This is a genomic window from Bordetella sp. 02P26C-1, from assembly GCF_009763255.1.
In the GTDB taxonomy this organism is placed as follows: domain Bacteria; phylum Pseudomonadota; class Gammaproteobacteria; order Burkholderiales; family Burkholderiaceae_B; genus Bordetella_A.
The window spans coordinates 132,441-150,919 of the sequence record NZ_WSJB01000002.1 but is presented as its reverse complement, the minus strand read 5'-3'; the positions used below and the strand labels follow the sequence as shown (position 1 = coordinate 150,919).

Below are 18,479 nucleotides of genomic sequence, written 5' to 3'. Positions count from 1 at the left end.
CAGGGTGTTAGATCTTTTGATTGTGTTCGCCCAATAAGGGCGGCGGGTTTTGTATGGGGCGCCGTCGCGACTCGGGATCGAGCATCGGGTTGGCGACGAGCTTTATCCGGCCCAGTACCGGATGATCGATCTCTTGAAGCATGTGGCGGTGCTTGACCTGTTCATCGTCGAACACCTCTTCCAGCGTATTGATGGCGCCCCATGAAATGCCTAAGCGATCCAACGCGTCCGTCCAATGCTTGCGGGGTTGGGTAATCAGGATCGCCGCGAGTGCCTCGCGCAACGCATCCAGATGCTGGATGCGTCCGCTATTGGTGCTGAATCGCGGGTCAGCGGCTAACTCGCACCGATCACAAAATTCGCAGAAGCGCGCGAACTGGCTGTCATTGCCAATCGCCAAAATGAAGTAGCTGTCGGCGGCTTTGAAGACTTCGTAAGGGGCGAGATTGGGATGGGCGTTGCCGGTGCGTTCGGGACTTTTACCCGAGACCAGGTAGTTCGCCGCCTGATTGGCATTCATCGCCACGGCCACGTCCATCAAGGCCAGATCGAGGCAGGCGCCGTGGCCCGTCTGCGCGCGCTGAAAGAGCGCCGCCAGAATGGCGGAAGTGGCATACATGCCCGTGGTGATATCGATCACCGCTACGCCGGTGCGCAAGGGGCCCGCGCCGGGTTTGCCGTCGGGGTGGCCGGTGTAGCTCATTAAGCCACCCATGCCCTGAAAGATATAGTCGTAACCCGACCGCTGCGATTTAGGCCCGCTCTGTCCATAACCGGTGATGGACGCGTAGACCAGTCTCGGGTTGATTTTGGCAAGCGATTCATAATCGAGGCCGTACCGCTTGAGCGTGCCCGCCCGATAGTTTTCGACCAGCACGTCCGCGCTTGGGATCAACTGGAGCAGTCGCGCCCGCCCCTCCTCCGTCTTGAAATCGAGGCAGATCGAACGCTTGCCACGATTACATGCCATGAAATAGGCAGACATCTGCTGTCCGTCGCCTTCGAGATAGGGAGGCCCCCATTGCCGGGTATCGTCGCCACTCCCGGGCTTTTCGATCTTAATGACCTCGGCGCCCAGGTCCGCCAGGTTTTGGGTACACCAGGGCCCGGCGAGGATTCTGGAAAGGTCTATTACACGGACGCCGTTAAGCGCGTTAGCGATCATCACTGCTCCAGCTATAGCTACGAATGAGCAGTCTATGAGTGGGGCAGCCACCAAAGCCAGTTCAAATTTTCAAAGGCTTGGTTCGAAATGTTCGCATGGCAGGGGCGAGTGGCCGGATCCACTCATGCGCATCGGCGGCGCAGTCGCGGGAAAAGCTGGAAATGGCTGGATTAGCCTATCCGGGCGAGATTTGGGCGTCGTATATCCACGCTTTCCGATTTCTGGCGGTGATCTTTCGGGTGTCTGGGTGGAACACCGCGCCAATCTGGGTATTCCCAAAATTCCTAAAACGGAATATCATGCCTATACCAGAATGACAATCACGAGTTCAGGGAGACACCATGCAGTACCAATTCGATGTCATAGTGGCCGGGTGCGGCGTCGCGGGCCTGTCCGCTGCGGTCACGGCGGCCGAACAGGGCTTGACCGTCGCTGTGCTGGAGCGCACCTCGATCGAGGATCGTGGCGGGCAGAGCCGCTGGACGGAGGCTTATCTGCGGATGAAAGCGTTGGACGAGGTTTCCGATGACTTCGAGGCCCACCTGTCGGAAAACGCCGGACCGTATAACGATCCAGATTTCATCAGCGAAATGAGCGCTGAACGCGGCACCTGGTCGCACGGTGCGCGCTCATTGGCGATCCCTGACCCGGACCTGATCTGCACATTTGCCGACGCGGTGCCCGCCACGATTCAATGGCTGCAGCGAATTGGAGTGAAGTTTGAATTTCTGCCCACGCAGTTTTTGACCAAGACACAACCGCGGTTGCTGCCGGTGGGAGGCGGGGCGGCGCTGGTCGAAGCGCTCGCGCAACGCGCTGATGCACTCAACGTAACGTTCTTCTATCACACGACGGCCCGCCGACTGCTGATAGACGATGCCGGCGCAGTGTCAGGGCTGCTCGCCACTCACAAGGACGAAGGGGGAAAACGATTCCTCGGCAAAGTGGTTCTTGCCTGCGGGGGCTTTGAGGGCAATCCCGAGATGCTGGCGAAATACCTAGGCCCGCGGTCGGTCTATCTGCGGCCGGTTTGTAAGGGCGGCTACTTTAACAAGGGCGAAGGCATCTCGATGGCGCTGGAAATCGGCGCCGGTGCAGCGGGAGAGTTTGGCAGCTACCATGCCGAGCCCGTGGATCCCCGTTCTGGAGTGTCAGAGCCTTCCGTGTTCATTTTTCCTTATGGGATCCTGGTCAACAAGTTGGGACAGCGGTTCACGGACGAGGGCCCTGGCACCGTGGATGCGCACTATGAGAGGGTTACCCGCCGCATCTACGAACAGCCGGAAGGCATCGCGTACGTCATCCTCGATCAGCGGGTAAAAGACATTCCGAACTATCGCCTCGCGCTGCGTACCGACCAGCCCGCGATCGAGGCGGACAGTATCGAAGCGCTCGCACAGAAACTCGCTATACCTGCGGCCGAGTTGCAGAACACGATCGCGGCTTACAACTCGGCTTGCGGCAGCGGCGAGGGCTATGAGCCCCTGCGCACTGACGGCGTTGCGACTCAAGGTCTGTATCCCCCGAAGAGCAACTGGGCATTACCCATCGACCGCGGTCCATACCTCGCTTATCCCATCATTTCCGCCAACGTCTTTACCTTCGGCGGGTTGAAGGTAAACGGCAGTGGGCAGGTGTTGGATACGGATGGCAATGTCATCCCCAATCTGTACGCCAGCGGCGAAACCGTCGGCATGTACTACACGAACTATACAGGCGCGACCTCTGTGCTCAAGGGCCTGGTTTTCGGCAGATTGGCGGGCCGGCATATGGCGAACGCGTAAAGCGTCCCGCATGTCGCTCATCCTACGTTTAACTTTTTCCGAGAAGGGCCCACTCGTGTACGCACCAGATTTTCTAAAATCGCAGGTCGCGCTGGTCACGGGCGCGGCTGGGGGGATAGGCCGTGCCGTCGTCCAAGCACTCGCTCATAGTGGCGCCCGCGTCATTGCCGCCGACTTGCATTGCCCGACCGTTCCGGACACGGAACTGATTGAGCCGGTCGAGCTCGATGTCGCTAAGTCGAATCAAGTCCGTGCATGCGTCGACGGCATTGTCTCGCGTCATGGCCGGCTCGACGTGTTGGTCAATGTCGCGGGTGTGGTCTCGCTGGGCAGCGCCGCGGAACTCGCCGAGGACGAGTGGGACCGTGTCCTGGCGATCAATCTGAAAGGAACATTCCTGTGCTGCCAGGCTGTATTGCCTACCATGAAGCAAGCCCATTACGGTCGCATCATCAACATGGGATCCGTGCTTGGCAAGAACGGTGGTAACCCGCGGCCCTGGATCGATCCCGCCGAGCAAAGCCGCGCCAGCAATGTCGCCTACGGCGCTTCCAAGGCAGGCGTGACCGCCCTCACCGCGTACCTCGCCAAAGAAACCGCGGCCCATGGCATTACGGTCAATTCCGTGGCGCCCGGGCCGATCGCGTCCGCGATGACCACGAGCTTCCCCGAGACCTTGCGGGCCCTGATCCCTGTAGGGCGTTTAGGCATGGCGGAAGAAGTCGCCTCGGCCGTGCTGTTTCTGGCTTCGCCAACCTCAGCATTCATCACCGGCGAGACGCTGGACGTCAACGGCGGATTAGTCGTCGACTGAACACCATCCATCCATCGATCGCTTAACCCTTTCATCAAGCTCAACAACGGAACGATTGTCATGCAACAAGCCAACGCTCTCTATCTCGTCCTCGACATGCAGAATGATCTGGTACATGAGGATGGGCCTAACGGCAAAGGGCCTCTCGGCGAACAGGTCCGCGATCGTCAGATACTGGCGAAAACCGCCGCAGCGATCAAGCAGGCGCGCGAGGCGGGCGTACTGGTGGGATTCGTTCGCGTCGGATTTTCAGCAGGCTATCCCGAATGCCCGCCGAATTCTCAGGTGTTTTCCGCCGCGCCTCAGCACGGCTTGTTTAAGCTGGGCGAATGGGGGACTGAGATACATCCCCTGCTCGAACAACGCGAGGGAGACATTCAAGTGGTCAAACACCGCGTGAGCCCGTTCTACTCCACCACGCTGCAAGCACAGCTGCGTGCGCGCAACATCACTCGCATTTATTGCTCTGGCGTGTCGACTCAGGCGGTCGTCCAGGCAACCGTGCGCGATGGTCATGACCGCGACCTGGAAATGATCGTACTGGAAGATCTATGCGCGGCTCACTCGGCCGAAGAACATCGCAATTCCATTCAGAGCATTGGGCGGTTCTGCAAAGTCGAAACCGCAGCAACCGTGACGTTCGCGCGTCCATGAATACGGCCACACATTAATAAGCCATTGTGATGTCTCTGGCTGACGGCTCGCGACCGCTAAAGAGAATCCATACACACGGTAAAGAGGAGACAGAAATGAATAGAACGGACCTCAAAAGTGCTTGCAAAGCCCTCGCGGCTGCGACGGCGTTGATGCTTTCCTTAGGCACCTCTGTCACGCACGCCGCCTATCCCGATCGACCCATCAAGATCGTCGTGCCCTACAACGCCGGCGGCGGCACGGATGTACTCAGTCGCGCAGTGGCCAAAGGCGTGGGCGAGGTATTGCACCAGAGCGTCGTCGTCGAAAATCGCCCGGGTGCCAGCGGCATGATAGGTGCAGAGGCGGTCGCCCGTTCGCCCGCCGATGGCTATACGCTGGTGTCGACAGCCGCCGACACGCATACCATCAACCCGCACGTTTATCCCAAGATTTCCTATGACGGCCGCAAGGATTTCACGCCCGTCGCGCAAGTGGGATACCTTCCCTATGCCATCGTGGTCAGTCCGCAGCTTGGGATCAACACCATCGACGAATATGTCGCCTTGGCCAAGCAAAAGCCGGGTAAGCTGACTTACGCGTCCTGGGGTGTCGGCAGTTCGAGTCAGGTGGCCATGGAGATGCTGAATGTCGGCCAGTCGCTCGACGTGTTGCACGTGCCCTTCACGGGCGCTGCTCCCGCCATGACCGCCGTCATGGGTGGTCAGGTAGACGCCTTGTTTGTGCCGCTCAGTCTCGCCAAACCGGCTGCGGATGCAGGCAAGGTAAAGCTGCTGGGGCTGGCGGCGCCGAAGCGTTTTGCCGGGGCGCCGGACGTGCCGACCCTGACTGAGCAAGGCATAGACGTCGTCGCAGCGCCGTGGATCGGCATCCTCGCCCCTGCTGGCTCGCCGCCGGCTGCAGTCGCGAAACTTTCGGATGCCGTGGCCCAGGCGATCAAGTCCGATGATGTGATCCGTGCGCTGACGGTGGGCGGGCTGGAAATCAACTACCGGAATGCTCAGGATTTCGCGAAATTCCTGGTCGACGATTACGCGCTGTGGGGCAATACTGTCAAGGCGGCTAATATTAAGGTCGAATAGACTTTGCCTTGCAGAAACTCGCCGCCACCTTTTCGGGTGGCGCGCCGCTGTATCCATAGAAAAAGTAATGCCGACCCCCGAACTAGAGCCTCGTACCGACGACACCACACGTTCTCCGCTGAGAACATTGCAGATCTTATCCGCGCTTGCCGCGAATCCTTCGCCTGTGTCGCTCGCGGATCTGAGCACTGGCTTGGCGTTACCGAAGACCAGCCTGTTTCGCCTGATGAAGACGCTGGAATCGGGAAGTTATGTGCAGTTGGGGCCGGGCGGCTATGTACTGGGTACCGAGAGTCTGAAACTCGGTGCCGCGCTCATACAGAACCGGAAATTCCCCAACTGCGCGATACCGGTGATGCAGTCCGTGTCGGACCGCTGCGGTGAGACCATCATTTTGGGCGTCGCGGCCCAGGGCGCAGAGGAAGTGCTCTACGCTGAGGTCATCGAGGCCACGCGTCCTTTACGGTTCATATGCACGGTGGGCAGCACGCACCCGCTTTATGGATCCGCGACAGGCCAGATCTTGCTGTCTTACATGCCCGAGGAACGGCTGCAGCATTATCTTGACCATGTGCAGTTGAAAAAGCATGCGCCGGGAACGGTGGAGTCGATCGACGCGCTGCGAGAAAAACTGGAGCATATCCGTCTGACGGGATTTTCTGAGAGCCTCGAGGGGCTGGTCGAGGGCGTTTTTTCAGTCGCCAGTCCAATTTTCGATAGGAGTGGCGTGGTCGTCGCCGGGTTGTCCATTTCGGCGCCCAGCAGCCGGGCATTGCGGCAACGGAAAGAGCTGGCCGCGTTAGCATTACAGGCCGGCGAGGAGATTTCTCGGGTGCTGGGCTACGCGGGGGCTTATCCGTTGATATGTGAAGCGAGTCGTTGAGTCGTTCCTTTCGCGATCCTCACTCTGTGCGAGCGCGATGAAGGCTCATCGGCCCACGGCTACAGAATCTTCCCCGGGTTCATCAGATTCTTGGGATCCAAAGCCGTCTTGACGCTGCGCATGACCGCCAGTTCCACGGGGTTGCGGCTGAACTGCAGATAAGGTTTCTTATACAGTCCGATCCCATGCTCGGCGGAGACCGACCCGCCAATGGCAGCCAGCGGTTCATAGACCAACTGCTCGACCGTGTGGGCATCCTCCTTGCCCCCGCAAGAAATCGCCAGGTGCAGGTTGCCATCGCCGACATGGCCATAGACGATGAATACCGCATCCGGCCATCGCGCTTGTAGTTCGCTACGCAGGCTGCGCAGATAAGTTTGCATTTGCCCAATCGGCAAACTGACGTCGAAGCTATAAATTGGCGATAGCGTACGGATATAGTGCACTTCGTCGCGCAGACGCCAGAGCGCGCCGCGCTCGCTTTCGGATTGGGCGATTACCGCATCGATCACCAGGCCCTGCTCCATGGCGGTTTGCAGCGTCTGCGCGAACCTTTCACCGTTTTGCGCGGACTGTCCTCGCTCTGGATACTCGCATTCGATCAGCGCGTAGAGCGGGTAGTCGCGCGACAGCGGCGCGCGCAAGCGGCCCGGTTGCGTGACGAGTGCATAGTAGGCATTCCACATCACTTCATAGCTGCTGAGCGCCGGCCCGGCATGGGCGCGCATGAGGTTGAGCATTTGCACCATGGCATCGAAAGACTCGAACGCGCATAGCGCGGCATGGCGGTCATCCGTGCTGGGGAATAAGCGAAGCACGGCTTGGGTGATGATTCCCAACGTCCCCTCGGTGCCGATGTACAACTGCTTTAAATCCAATCCCGTATTGTTCTTGAGCAGGCTGTACATGGAGTTCATGACCTGACCATCGGGTAGCACCACTTCCAGACCCAACACCAGATCGCGCGTCATGCCATAGCGCAGCACCTTGTTGCCGCCGGCATTGGTCGAGAGCATTCCGCCTATCGTCGCCGAGCCGCGCGCGCCAAGGTCTAGCGGAAACTGCATGCCGTGCGCCTGCACGGCCTCGTGTATGGCCTGCAACGGCGTACCGGCCTGCACCACCGCGGTCTGGGCATCCCGGTCGACGGACACGACGCGGTTCATCCGCTCGAGAGACAATGCCACCTCGTCCGGACTCGTCACGGTGCCACCGACAAGACCGGTCATCCCGGCCCGGGGCACCATGGGCAATTCATGCTCCACACAGAACCGGACCATATTCGCTAATTCCTGTGTGTCAGCCGGTCGTAAGAGCGCCAATGCCTCGCATCCCGAGACGATCTGCTTGCTGACCGGGCGCTCGCGCACGTCCTCGCCGAGCAATACCGAGCTCGATCCAAAACGGTTCAGCAACAGGCGGGCGACGGCATCTCTGGACACACTCATGAACTCTACCTCTGGCGATTGGCGATACGGATTCTAGACGCGTACTTTAGCCGTACGCAGCGCTCGAATCTGCCAAATATTTGACACTTTTCAAGGCGGCGGGCTGAAGCGAGGCACGCTAGCCCTCAAGCGCGGCGTTCTGTGAAAGTTGGGCGGCCCACAACCAGCGCATAAAGGTGCTGCAGGATTACTCGGCGCCCTGTTGTTTTCACGCTTCACAGGGCTTTGTTACGTGGCGTTACTTGTTAGAATCGCGCCTCGTTTGCGGTCTGCGTCGCCTCTATGAGTTTAAGCAGTCTGCCAACCAGAATTAAGTAGCAAGGCCAAGCAAGAGCATTTCATCCAAAATTTGCACGCAATGCTCTTTAGCTGCGGGCGACGTGTTAGAGAAATCCAGCGGCCTCCCTGTCGGACGGCCCTCGTCACCGCGTGAGTATTGCCGGACATCATATGAAGAAGGGTATCCGTGGCAACATTCGCGACGAACGTCTGGTATGAATTAAGTTTCAATAACGGACAGTACAAAATCATCGAAAGGAATGAGGGGGATGCAACCAGCGTTACGAACAACTCGTTGGGCGATGTGTTCGCCGTGGATGAGCTTGTAAGGGTCTCGCTTAGTGGCTATCAGGGGACGGAAAAGATTCTGGCCTTCACCAGCGATGGCATCATTTCGCAAACTCTCGATGGCAGCTTCTATACGTTCGTGAGCTCCAACGCGTCGTATTCGCTCAGAGACATCCTGGTCATCAACACCGGCCCGTTCACGCCGGTCTGCTTCGTTAAAGGCACATTGATAGAAACCGGCGAAGGCCCCGTCGCCATTGAGTCACTCGCGATCGGCGACAAGGTCGTTGGTAGCACCGGTCTGCGCACCGTGAAATGGATCGGCTGGCGCCACTATCATGCCGTTGCATTACGTACCCCCGAGCAACGCAGTGACTGTACGCCCGTGCGAATTCACGCCGGTGCGTTGGCCGATAACCAACCCAGTCAAGACCTGCGCGTCTCGCCATGGCACCACATCTATATCGATGGCGTGCTGGTCCGTGCAAAGGACCTGGTCAATGGCAAAACCGTGGTGCAGGAAATTCAGGCCCAGGAATTTTCCTACTACCACATCGAGCTGGATCAGTTCGACGTCATCCAAGCACATGGCGTGTACTCAGAATCGTGGGCCGACGGCGGCAATCGCGATTTCTTCCAGAACGTGGATGTGACCACGCTGCGCCCCGAAGACAAGGTGCGGCGACATGCCCCCCGCCCGGGATTCAAAGCTTTGCGTAAGGCGTCGGAGATCGCCGTAATCCATGACCGGATTGCCGAGCGCGCCGAGGCGCTGGATGTCGAAATGGCTGCGAAGGCGGCATAGCACGGGGAGCTGGGCCGGCCTAGGATATGGAGCGCCGCCGCCGAGCCCAGCTGCGGTCCGTCAGCGCCACTTGTCTCTCGTGTTGACGCTGGACATACACATTGACGGATAGTTAGACGAGAAGGGTCGACCACTCCCCTAAAACGAGGTAACGCTTCCGTGGTCTCATTGCGGCGAGTGTTCACGCCGGGGCCACGGAGCATCGTCATCCATGCCCGCTGCCCACCGAGCACCAGCAGGCCGCTGAATTAGCAGCGACCTGCCTGGACGGATTAGCCGAGAACCATCACACCTGATCCGCGTGACGCGCCGCCTCTGCCATCCAACGCGCATACGCGGTCACACGTTCATCCTCATGAGCCTGTCCCATGATCTGAACGCCGAACGGCATGCCTTCGACCGCCAGCAAGGGCGCGGCGACCGCGGGCGTGCCGAGATACGACGACACGCAACTGAACGACACGTCACCCGTGGGAAATGCCGTCTGCTTTGCCACGTCGAACCGTGGCGCCGGGCCGCAAGACGCCGGACTGATCAGGGCATCGCAATACGGCGCAAGCGCTTCCATGCGTTGACGCGCCAGATCGCGCAGCGCCAAGTCCTCGCGGAAGGTTTCCAGCGTCACGTTGCGTCCGCTTTCCAGCTGACGGATCAGGCTGGGTCCCAGCGTCCCCGGGTGTTGCTCGACCAGGTTCTCCAGCGACCAGCGCTGTTCCCAGGAAATCAGTCGCAGCATGTTCGCGGTCGCCGTCGCGATGGATTGCTCTAATAAGTCCAGCAGGCTCAGGTCCGCACGACGGATGATTTGCACGCCGGCGGTCTGCAGCCGCTCGAGCAGACTTTCGAACGCCTCGCGCGATGCACTATCCAGGCGTGGCCAACCTTCCGTTTCCAGCACGGCCAGGCGCTTGGGTCGCTGCGGCGGCGGGGCGGTGAGCTCGCCGTATACGCCGGGGTGCCCGGGGTCGCCGCCGACTCGCGTCACGATTTCCATGGTGGTGGCCCACATGTCCTCGGCGCATCCGGCGTGAATGCCAACGTGCGATTGGCTGTACCCCAGGCGTTCGCCCCGGTTGATGCCGCCGAACGTGGGCTTGAGCGCCCAGTTGGCATTAAAGCTCGCCGGACGCAGCACCGAGCCCACCAATTGCGAGCCGATGGCAACCGGCACCATCTTCGCGCCGACGGCAGCACCCGACCCGCTGGACGATCCGCCGGGCGTGCGTTGCGGATCGAAAGCGTTTGTCGTGGGCCCCGGGTCCAGAAAGCCCAGTGCCGTGGTGACCGTCTTGCCCAAAATAATCGCGCCAGCATCGCGCAGCGCCCGCACGAGCGCGCTGTCGCGCTTGGGAAAGCTACCCTCGTAAGCCGGGCTGCCCATTTGCGTTGGCATGTCTTTGGTTTCGATCAGGTCCTTGATGCCAACGGGCATGCCGTCGATTTGCGATAAAGGTTCTCCGGCCTGATAGCGCCGATCCGATTCACGCGCGGCGGCACGCGCGGCCTCGGGATTCAGCACGACCCACGCTTTGACTTCTGGCTCGCGCTCAGCGATGGTCGCCAGGCACGCCTCGAGAAATTCACTGGGTCGTTGTTCTCCTGACAGAAAACGCGCGCGCGCGGCGCTAAACGACAATGGCTCATAGGTATCGGGGTGGTAAGTCATCGTGTCTCCTTGAACCGGCATCAGTTGCTTTGAATGCCCGCATTGACGATCAGATCCGTCCAGCGCCGGTATTCGTTCTTGAAGAAGGCGTCGAACTCTTCGGGCGTCGACGTCTCGACGGACATTCCGATGCCATTTAAACGTTCGCGCACTTCAGGCAGCTGCATGGCTTCGATGAAGTCTTTGTTCACCTTGTCGATGATCCACTTGGGCGTGCCGGCTGGGGCGAATATGCCGTACCAGGCCTCGAGTTTCAGCGATGGCAGACCGGCCTCGGCAGTGGTCGGCACCTCCGGCAGATCTTTCAGGCGTTCGGCGGATGCGACGGCGTAGGGCTTGGTGCGCCCTGCCTTGACGTAATTCTTGACATTGCCGTTGGCGAACTGCACCAGGACGTCGACTTCGCCCGCCAGCATTGCGGTGGATGCTTCGAGAGCGCCTTTATAGGGGACGTGCAGCAGGTCGATATTGGCCTCTTGCTTGAACATCTCGGTATAGAGCTGCAGCACACCACCCGATCCGTTGGAGGCATAAGTGAGCTTGCCCGGATTCTGACGGGCTTCGTCGATGAGCTCTTTCAGGGTATTGGCCTGAACTTTCGGGTTGGCCAGGATCAGCACCGGCAGGGTACCGATCTTGCCAATCCGTTCGAAGTCCTTGACCACATCGACTTTGGTGTTCTTATTGATTGCCGGCAAGGTAGCCAGTTCGTTGAAGGTCAGCAGAAATGTATAGCCGTCCGGCTTGGCTCCCGCCGCGTAGTCGGTGCCCACCAGGGTGCCGGCACCGGGTTTGTTCTCGACGATAACGGGTTGCTTCCACATCAAAGATAGCTTGGGAGCGACCAGACGCGCCAAGATGTCGGCGGTGCCGCCAGGCGTAGTCGGCACAATGATAGAGACGGTGCGAGAAGGATAATTGGCCTGCTCGGATGCGGACGCGGCTTGTCCGCCCATTAATAACGACATCGTCACGCCAGCGCATAGGCGCAAGAAACCGGTTTTCATGCATACCCCCTGTTTTTGATTGACCTAAGATTAATTAAAAGCCGCACGACGCGTGGTGCAGTGGGCAGATCATAGGGAGGGAGAAAAGCGCGGGTCAATCAACTTATGTTTTGCTACGATTTAGTTTTTATTAACTGAACTTCCATGGACTCCTTGCCTCCGTTAAACGCCTTGCGCGCGTTTGAAGTCGTGGGTCGATTGTGTAGCGTGAGCGCTGCCGCGCAGGAGCTATGCGTGACGCCGGCCGCGGTAAGCAGGCAGATTCATCTGTTGGAGGATTACCTGCGCACCGCGCTGTTTTACCGGCGGCACCGTCGGATCACGCTGACCGCAGCGGGCCGGGACTATCACCAGGAGATCACGCGACATCTGGCGGGGATCCGCCGCGTGACGCGCACGCTACGGCACGCGGCGGCCTCTCGTGTTTTCAATCTGCGCGCGCCTCATACGATCGCCATGCGCTGGCTGCTGCCGCAACTGGCCAGCCTGCACGCCGCGCACCCTGAGTTAGAAGTGCGCTTGCATACATCGGCCTTTCCGCCTGATTTCGATAGCGAGGATCTGGATGCGGCCGTGGTTCTGAACGAGGGGCGCGCGCCGGGTCTGGTGCACTACCAGATCCTCGAAAACGAAATTTCCCCCGTTTGTACACCAACGGTGGCAGCCCGGCTGGAACGCATCGAACAGCTACTAGACGAAACCCTCCTGCATACGCACGCACGGCCCGATGACTGGACGATGTGGTTTGAACACGTCGGATTGCCGTTGGCGGGCGCCAGTCGCGATATGCGGTTCGAGTCTTCGGCGCTGGCATATGAGGCGGCGGTGTCCGGCTATGGTATCGCCATGGGTCAGAAGTCCTTGATCCAACAAGAGCTCGCTGACGGCCGGCTCGTTGCGCCATTCGATCGATGGATGAATCTGGGGGCTTTCACCTACTACATCGTCATGCCAAGGCGGAACTACGAATCCCAAGCGCCCGAGGCCATCGCGATGCGGAAATGGATAGAATCCATCTCGATCGGCGAAGCCATCCCGTGCTGATTCGCCCCCCTTACTCGAGAGGATGTCTTGCAGACGCAATCTGACCTGATCTTCAACCAGGAACTGGCGGCATGGGTGCAGGCTCTGGGCTCGGTGTTCGCCATTTTCGTGGCGATCAGCATTCCTTTGTACTTGAACTATCTGGAGCAGAAAAAAAGCAAGCTTGCCCTCCTCCAGCAAAAGCAAAAGTACTTCGTCATTCTGTTTCCCAGCCTGTATCGAATTCGCCGCTACAGCCGGGAATTCCTGGCGAAGATGGAAAAGCATCAGGACAATCCCGACAACATCCTGCATACCCTGGACAGCATGTATCTAAAGCTGATCCCGGTGTTTTCCAAAGAGCTGCATATCTTCGTGCACAGCCAGATCTATGACGAGGACCTCACGCAGTTGGCATTCGAGTTGTTCTTCTGCGAAGAGATTCTGCACCAGCACCTGAGCCAGCCCGCGGATGACAAGAAGAAAGCGCATCAGGATGAGATCGTCTTGCATACAGAGCGGGTCTATGCCCTGTGTGAACAGATCATCCTTCAGAATGAGCAGCACTACGGAGCGCGCGCGGACTCCGCAGCGGCATCACAAACGGCGCGTGACGGTCACGAATGACTTCATCAATCGCGTCATAGCGCGCCCTCAATCACAAACATCGTTCGCTTGGTATTCGTGAAGTTCGGGCGCACGCGGCTGCTCCAGTCGGTGGCTCGGACTTTCAGCCAGGGTTCGGAACCGAACGTTTTGCGGGTTTCAAGCAGATAGAGGGCGTGATAGCGGGGCGCGCCGGTTTTGTTGAGTAGCCTCAGTGCGCGCACGGTGCCGGGCACGGCGGCAAGGCCGGGCATGTGTTCTTGGTCATACCAGGCATTGAAATCGCTTTCCGCTTCGGGTAATACATCGGTTTCGACCACGTAGTGCCAGCCGGCCACACGTCCATATGAGGCGCCAGCGATTGCTCTGGTGACGGTCAGCACCGAAACGCCTGCGTTTGCATAGGCCTGGTTCAATCCGTCGAGAAACGTAGCAATGCCCCGGTCGGGAAGTTGCCGCCCATTCGACGCCTGTGAAGGTCTGGAATCGGCCACGTAGATATAAGTCTCTTCAACGTCCGCGCCATGACAGACATGGAACCGACCCTCATGTTCTGGCGCATCCGCTGAGTGGCTCCAAAGCGACGCGATCAACGCGCGACATTGCTCGGCTGCGAGCCGGATCCCCGGCACTCGCAACAAGACGACTTCGTCGCCCTCTTTTGCATCGATCAGCATGGCATCTTCCCTCATTCATCCACTGTGATCTTTTCTGCCTTGATGAGCGCGGCCCATTTGGCGCTGTCGTCCGAGACCATCGTGGCGAACTCCTTCGGCGTGGTGGAAAAGGATTCCACGCCGGTGCTACGCACGTATTCCTTGAGCTTGGGCGTCTGCATGGTCTTATTAAAGGCAGCGTTCAACCGGTCCACGACATCTTCGGGCGTGCCGGCCGGCGCGAACACGCCATACCAATTGATGGCCGTCATATCGCCATAGCCTAGCTCCTTGAACGTGGGCACATCCGGCAACGCGGGGGAACGCGTCAGCGACGCCACGCCCACGGGAGTCAGACGCCCATCCTGCAGAAACTTGAGCAGCCCGGAAATATCGCCGAAAAACCCGTCCACCTGCCCGCCGATCGAATCGTTGATGGCCGGCGCCGCACCGCTATAGGGCACATGCAAGAGCGGGAGTTTGGCATTGCGGTGCAGTTGCGCGATCGCCATGTGCGGCATGCTGCCGATACCCGAGGAAGCCAGCGTGATGTCTTTCCCATCCGCTGCCCGAGCCTTCACATCATCGAACGACTTCATGCCGGTTTTGGCCGAGAGGGCAAGAACCTCTGGCGTGGCGACCAACATGGTGACCGGAATAAAGTCGCTGGGCTTATAGGTCAGCTTGCGATACAGACCCGGATTGACCGCGATGGCGCCGGCCGAACTGAGGAATACGGTATGGCCGTCGGGCTTGGAGCGCGCCACGTCGTTGGCCGCTAACGCGCCGTTCGCACCAGGTTTGTTCTCCACCACCACGTTACTGCCCAGGATAGGCCCCAGTTCGCTGGCGACCACGCGGGCCAGCGTATCTGCCGGCCCCCCGGGCGGGAATGCCACGACAATGCGCGTGGTTGTGTCTTGCGCCGCCGCGGCGACCGATACCGCGGCGAAGATCAGGCCGGAAAGGCCCTGGAGAATGAATTTATTCGGCATGGCTTAACTCTCATTATGGATTGCCAACTTGGGATGCTGCGTGTCTCGCGCAGGGAAATCAGTCGGTGGTAAAGCGGTACAAAGATTGAGGGTTTTGCGCGAGCAGCTTGTGCAGAATCGCGGCGTCAGGGGCAATGCTCGACAGGGCATCGACCAGCGCGCCATCGTCCGGGATATGGGTGTGGTTGGGATGCGGCCAGTCACTGCCCCAGAGGACTTGATTCGGGAAACGATCGAGCAATGTTCGCGCCAGCCCCTCGCCCGCGCGGTAACGCTCCTCGGGCGGGGCATTCGCATCGATGCGGTCAATGCCACTGACCTTTACCCAGAATCGATCGGTGTCGAGCAGCCGCATCAGGGCCTGGAAGTCCTCGTGCTGCGCGCCGAGACGCGCGTCCACGCGCCCCATATGGTCAATCACGACTGGCACATGGCTCTGTTTGAGCTTTGGGCCCAACTCGTGCACGAGCTTGCTTTCGAAATGCACCTGAAGATGCAGCCCATGCGCCGCGAGCCTGGGCGTGAGGGCGATCACGTCGTCGATATCAACGCCGACCAGATGACTCATGAAATTGAATCGCACGCCCCTGAAGCCGGCTCGCGCCAGACGCTCCAACTCGGCGTCGGCGACATCCGGCTGTACCAGCGCAACGCCCAGATAGCGTCCCTCGCCATGCTCGATGGCATCTTGTACGACGCTATTGTCGTATCCATGCACGGCGGATTGCACGATCACGCAGCGCTCGATACCGAGTCGCCGGTGCAGGGCATAGAGCTTTTCTTTAGGCGCGTCCTGCGGCGTCACCTTCAAGCCGCTGGCGTAGGGAAACTTCGGCCGGGGGCCGAATACGTGCACATGCGTATCGCAAGCAAACGGCGGCAAACGCAGCGTCGGTGACGAGGGGTCCGGCAAATAAGTCTGCACCTCGGTGGGGGATGTGGTCATGATGGCGCCCCCCTAGTGCGATACGTTCAGCGCAACGAGAAACCGCGAGACCATGTTGTAGGCGGCCACGGTCGCCACCAGCTCCACGGTTTCCGTCACGCCGAAATGCGATTGGATCTGCTGCATCAGCTCGGCCGGCACCGTGACATCGCGGGTCATGCGATCGGTCAAATCAAGCACCAAACGTTCCAGATCGGTGTAGACCTGCGGCACATCCGCGGCCCGCACGCCTTCGATTTTCTCCTGGCTAAGGCCGGCTTTCTCGGCATGTGGCACATGGGCGTCGAACTCAAAGGCGGCTTGGTTCAGTACCGCGACCCGCAGGATCACCAATTCGCGTATAGCGGGACCGACCGAGGTGCGATTGCGCACGGCGGTCAGCATCGCCTCCCAGCCTTGCGCAATGGGCTTGCTGTTGAGCAGCACCTGATATAAGAGCGAGATGCGCCCCCGCTCGGAGAGGATTTTCGCTTCCACGTCCGCGAGTTCAGGACGGGTGCCCGGCACGACTAGCGGGACTCTGATGTGATCGGTGGTCATTATTCGGGCTTGATGTTGTTGGCTTTGATCAAAGCGCCCCACTTCGCAGTGTCGGCATCCAGTAGTTGCTTCATTTCGGCTTCGGTAGAGGCCTGCGGCTGCGTGCCCGCTCGCACCAAACGGTCGCGCAGGGCGTCGTTGGCAAGGGCTTTTCCAACGGCGGCGTTTAAGTCAGCCACAATGTTGTCCGGCGTCTGGGCCGGCACAAAGAGCGCATACCAATTGTTGGAATCGACCGCGGCAATGCCCTGCTCTTCGAACGTGGGCACGTCCGGCAAGGCGGGATGACGCTGGGCAGCGGCAATACCGACGGGGCGCAATCGCCCTGCCTCGATATGGGGCAGCACCGCAGCCACATCGGCAAACACCCCGGCGGCCTGGCCGCCGATGACGTCCGTGATGGCCTGCGCCATACCGCGATACGGCACGTGCAAGAAGTTCACACCCGTGGACGGTTTCAACTGCAGCATCGCCAGATGCGGAATGCCGCCTATGCCCGAGGATGCAATCGCCGGCGGCTCGGGCTGTTTACGCGAGTACTCGACGAATTCGCTGGCATTGCGCGCGGGTACCTTGGGATTCACCACGAACACTTCCACGTTATTGGCAATCAGCGAGACCGGCCGGAAGTTTTTTTGCGTGTTGTAGGGAATCGTCTCGAACAACGAGGGATTGATCGCGGCGGTCCCGACACTGGAGATCCAGATGGTGTTGCCATCCACTGGCGCGCGCAGCACCTCTTGCGCACCCAGAAAGCCACTGGCACCGGGTTTATTGTCCACAATCACGGGCCGGTTCAGTTCCTTGCTTAATTGTTCGGCCACGATGCGCGCGGCCATATCCACCGGTCCGCCGGCGCTGAACGACACCACAATCCGAGTCGGCGCCTGGGAATGCTGCGCCGCCGCGGGCAATGCCGTCAGCAGAGCGGCTGCCGCCCAGACACCGAGAAACGTTCTTTTATCCATCCGAGTCTCCATTTTTATGATGTGACGCGACGACCACGTCAGCTCAATCGCATCTTGCGGTCATGCCGCCATCGACCACGATCTCGGTGCCCGTGACGAAGCGCGCATCGTCGCTGGCCAGAAACAGTGCCGCGCCGGCGGTGTCGCGGCCGTCCCCCATGAAACCGAGGGGAATGCGCTTCAGGCGGGACGCGAGCAACGCATCGACATCGCCCCCCGCACGCTGCTTGGCCAGTCTCACCTCGACCATGGGGGTATGCAGTTGCCCCGGCACGACCGAATTGACGCGGATGCCGTCCGGCGCATGCTGCACGGCAACGACGCGCGATAACTGGATCACGCCCGCTTTGGTCGCGGCATAGGCGACCTGCGCACTTCCCGTCCAGCGCAGTCCGGATGTGGATGCCACGTTCACGACGGCGCCCGATTTGCGATTCACCATATGGGGCAGCACATGCTTGCAGGTGAGAAAGACGCTCTTGAGGTTCAGATCGATCTGGCCGTCCCAGGCTTCTTCGCTCAATTCGATAGGCCCGCCGGCGGCCGAGCCGCCCACGTTGTTGATGAGGATGTCCGGCGGACCGAAGGTATCCACGCATGCCTGGACCATCGCCGCCACGCTGGCCGAGCTTGTGACGTCACAATCATGGATCTTAATCGAGCTTGCCGCCTCGCCCGCGCGTTCCAGGGTTTCTTGCAAGCGCGCGAGATCGCGATCCACCGCGAACACCTTCGCGCCTTCCTCGGCCAGTCGCACGGCCATGGCGCGTCCGTTGCCCCAGCCTTCTCCCACACACCCGGCGCCCGTAACAATAGCCACCTTCGATTCAAATCTGCGCATCAACTTTTCCATCCTTTTTTACCCGACTG

Annotated in this window: 18 protein-coding genes; 8 read left to right on the top strand and 10 right to left on the bottom strand. The window is 59.8% G+C overall.

Annotation, left to right across the window (positions count from 1 at the left end):
- Nucleotides 1-7 precede the first annotated feature (7 nt).
- Complete coding sequence (locus tag GOQ28_RS01695; RefSeq protein WP_160355174.1) at nt 8-1,165, bottom strand: CaiB/BaiF CoA transferase family protein; 1,158 nt, start codon at nt 1,163-1,165, stop codon at nt 8-10.
- A 341-nt stretch (nt 1,166-1,506) separates the two neighbouring features.
- Here GOQ28_RS01695 and GOQ28_RS01690 point away from each other — a divergent pair, with 341 nt between their 5' ends.
- The 5 genes from GOQ28_RS01690 (at nt 1,507) to GOQ28_RS01670 (ending at nt 6,382) form a co-directional block, all read left to right on the top strand.
- Nucleotides 1,507-2,949, top strand: coding sequence for an FAD-dependent oxidoreductase (locus tag GOQ28_RS01690; RefSeq protein WP_160355173.1), 1,443 nt, complete (start codon nt 1,507-1,509; stop codon nt 2,947-2,949).
- Between the two features lie 10 nt (nt 2,950-2,959).
- Entirely contained in the window at nt 2,960-3,763 is an 804-nt protein-coding gene (locus GOQ28_RS01685; protein ID WP_202109592.1) for an SDR family NAD(P)-dependent oxidoreductase, read from the top strand.
- A gap of 60 nt (nt 3,764-3,823) precedes the next feature.
- Complete coding sequence (locus GOQ28_RS01680) at nt 3,824-4,417, top strand: cysteine hydrolase family protein (RefSeq protein WP_160355172.1); 594 nt, start codon at nt 3,824-3,826, stop codon at nt 4,415-4,417.
- Nucleotides 4,418-4,512: 95 nt separating this feature from the next.
- Nucleotides 4,513-5,499 carry a Bug family tripartite tricarboxylate transporter substrate binding protein gene (locus GOQ28_RS01675; protein ID WP_160355171.1) on the top strand — a complete coding sequence of 329 codons (987 nt, stop codon included), beginning with the start codon at nt 4,513-4,515 and terminating at the stop codon, nt 5,497-5,499.
- 67 nt (nt 5,500-5,566) lie between these two features.
- Nucleotides 5,567-6,382: an IclR family transcriptional regulator gene (locus GOQ28_RS01670; RefSeq protein WP_160355170.1), complete on the top strand. Its 816-nt coding sequence runs from the start codon at nt 5,567-5,569 to the stop codon at nt 6,380-6,382.
- Between the two features lie 59 nt (nt 6,383-6,441).
- Here GOQ28_RS01670 and GOQ28_RS01665 read toward each other — a convergent pair whose 3' ends face one another.
- Entirely contained in the window at nt 6,442-7,830 is a 1,389-nt protein-coding gene (locus tag GOQ28_RS01665; protein ID WP_160355169.1) for an FAD-binding oxidoreductase, read from the bottom strand.
- Between the two features lie 466 nt (nt 7,831-8,296).
- Here GOQ28_RS01665 and GOQ28_RS18565 point away from each other — a divergent pair, with 466 nt between their 5' ends.
- Complete coding sequence (locus tag GOQ28_RS18565; protein ID WP_160355168.1) at nt 8,297-9,202, top strand: Hint domain-containing protein; 906 nt, start codon at nt 8,297-8,299, stop codon at nt 9,200-9,202.
- Nucleotides 9,203-9,488: 286 nt separating this feature from the next.
- Here the strand turns inward: GOQ28_RS18565 and GOQ28_RS01655 are convergent, their stop codons facing one another.
- A complete protein-coding gene (locus GOQ28_RS01655) occupies nt 9,489-10,868 on the bottom strand; it encodes an amidase (protein ID WP_160355167.1) in 1,380 nt (459 codons plus the stop codon).
- Between the two features lie 20 nt (nt 10,869-10,888).
- On the bottom strand, nt 10,889-11,875 hold the full coding sequence (locus GOQ28_RS01650) for a Bug family tripartite tricarboxylate transporter substrate binding protein (RefSeq protein ID WP_236844185.1): 987 nt from the start codon (nt 11,873-11,875) through the stop codon (nt 10,889-10,891).
- 144 nt (nt 11,876-12,019) lie between these two features.
- Here GOQ28_RS01650 and GOQ28_RS01645 point away from each other — a divergent pair, with 144 nt between their 5' ends.
- Complete coding sequence (locus GOQ28_RS01645; RefSeq protein WP_160355166.1) at nt 12,020-12,919, top strand: LysR substrate-binding domain-containing protein; 900 nt, start codon at nt 12,020-12,022, stop codon at nt 12,917-12,919.
- 27 nt (nt 12,920-12,946) lie between these two features.
- Nucleotides 12,947-13,525 (top strand): hypothetical protein, encoded by a 579-nt coding sequence (locus GOQ28_RS01640; RefSeq protein WP_160351269.1) that lies wholly within the window; start codon nt 12,947-12,949, stop codon nt 13,523-13,525.
- Between the two features lie 14 nt (nt 13,526-13,539).
- Here GOQ28_RS01640 and GOQ28_RS18560 read toward each other — a convergent pair whose 3' ends face one another.
- The 6 genes from GOQ28_RS18560 to GOQ28_RS01610 are packed head-to-tail and all read right to left on the bottom strand — an operon-like array spanning nt 13,540 to nt 18,450.
- The gene (locus tag GOQ28_RS18560; protein WP_236844184.1) at nt 13,540-14,181 is read right to left on the bottom strand and encodes a DUF4286 family protein; all 642 of its coding nucleotides are present in this window, start codon (nt 14,179-14,181) and stop codon (nt 13,540-13,542) included.
- 11 nt (nt 14,182-14,192) lie between these two features.
- Nucleotides 14,193-15,155, bottom strand: a complete 963-nt coding sequence (locus GOQ28_RS01630; RefSeq protein ID WP_160355165.1) for a Bug family tripartite tricarboxylate transporter substrate binding protein — start codon at nt 15,153-15,155, stop codon at nt 14,193-14,195.
- A gap of 58 nt (nt 15,156-15,213) precedes the next feature.
- Nucleotides 15,214-16,101 (bottom strand): amidohydrolase family protein, encoded by an 888-nt coding sequence (locus tag GOQ28_RS01625; RefSeq protein ID WP_160355164.1) that lies wholly within the window; start codon nt 16,099-16,101, stop codon nt 15,214-15,216.
- A 12-nt stretch (nt 16,102-16,113) separates the two neighbouring features.
- Nucleotides 16,114-16,641, bottom strand: coding sequence for a carboxymuconolactone decarboxylase family protein (locus GOQ28_RS01620; RefSeq protein WP_202109591.1), 528 nt, complete (start codon nt 16,639-16,641; stop codon nt 16,114-16,116).
- A complete protein-coding gene (locus GOQ28_RS01615) occupies nt 16,641-17,609 on the bottom strand; it encodes a Bug family tripartite tricarboxylate transporter substrate binding protein (protein WP_160355163.1) in 969 nt (322 codons plus the stop codon). The genes GOQ28_RS01620 and GOQ28_RS01615 overlap by 1 nt, the downstream gene beginning before the upstream one ends.
- A gap of 43 nt (nt 17,610-17,652) precedes the next feature.
- Nucleotides 17,653-18,450, bottom strand: coding sequence for an SDR family NAD(P)-dependent oxidoreductase (locus tag GOQ28_RS01610; RefSeq protein WP_160355162.1), 798 nt, complete (start codon nt 18,448-18,450; stop codon nt 17,653-17,655).
- Nucleotides 18,451-18,479: the final 29 nt, after the last annotated feature.

Excerpts from the sequence above, each read along its gene's own strand:
- GOQ28_RS01695 (WP_160355174.1), bottom strand. The coding sequence starts at position 1,165 with ATGATCGCTAACGCGCTTAACGGCGTCCGTGTAATAGACCTTTCCAGA.
- GOQ28_RS01690 (WP_160355173.1), top strand. The coding sequence starts at position 1,507 with ATGCAGTACCAATTCGATGTCATAGTGGCCGGGTGCGGCGTCGCGGGC.
- GOQ28_RS01685 (WP_202109592.1), top strand. The coding sequence starts at position 2,960 with ATGTCGCTCATCCTACGTTTAACTTTTTCCGAGAAGGGCCCACTCGTG.
- GOQ28_RS01680 (WP_160355172.1), top strand. The coding sequence starts at position 3,824 with ATGCAACAAGCCAACGCTCTCTATCTCGTCCTCGACATGCAGAATGAT.
- GOQ28_RS01675 (WP_160355171.1), top strand. The coding sequence starts at position 4,513 with ATGAATAGAACGGACCTCAAAAGTGCTTGCAAAGCCCTCGCGGCTGCG.
- GOQ28_RS01670 (WP_160355170.1), top strand. The coding sequence starts at position 5,567 with ATGCCGACCCCCGAACTAGAGCCTCGTACCGACGACACCACACGTTCT.
- GOQ28_RS01665 (WP_160355169.1), bottom strand. The coding sequence starts at position 7,830 with ATGAGTGTGTCCAGAGATGCCGTCGCCCGCCTGTTGCTGAACCGTTTT.
- GOQ28_RS01655 (WP_160355167.1), bottom strand. The coding sequence starts at position 10,868 with ATGACTTACCACCCCGATACCTATGAGCCATTGTCGTTTAGCGCCGCG.
- GOQ28_RS01650 (WP_236844185.1), bottom strand. The coding sequence starts at position 11,875 with ATGAAAACCGGTTTCTTGCGCCTATGCGCTGGCGTGACGATGTCGTTA.
- GOQ28_RS01645 (WP_160355166.1), top strand. The coding sequence starts at position 12,020 with ATGGACTCCTTGCCTCCGTTAAACGCCTTGCGCGCGTTTGAAGTCGTG.
- GOQ28_RS18560 (WP_236844184.1), bottom strand. The coding sequence starts at position 14,181 with ATGCTGATCGATGCAAAAGAGGGCGACGAAGTCGTCTTGTTGCGAGTG.
- GOQ28_RS01630 (WP_160355165.1), bottom strand. The coding sequence starts at position 15,155 with ATGCCGAATAAATTCATTCTCCAGGGCCTTTCCGGCCTGATCTTCGCC.
- GOQ28_RS01625 (WP_160355164.1), bottom strand. The coding sequence starts at position 16,101 with ATGACCACATCCCCCACCGAGGTGCAGACTTATTTGCCGGACCCCTCG.
- GOQ28_RS01620 (WP_202109591.1), bottom strand. The coding sequence starts at position 16,641 with ATGACCACCGATCACATCAGAGTCCCGCTAGTCGTGCCGGGCACCCGT.
- GOQ28_RS01615 (WP_160355163.1), bottom strand. The coding sequence starts at position 17,609 with ATGGATAAAAGAACGTTTCTCGGTGTCTGGGCGGCAGCCGCTCTGCTG.
- GOQ28_RS01610 (WP_160355162.1), bottom strand. The coding sequence starts at position 18,450 with ATGCGCAGATTTGAATCGAAGGTGGCTATTGTTACGGGCGCCGGGTGT.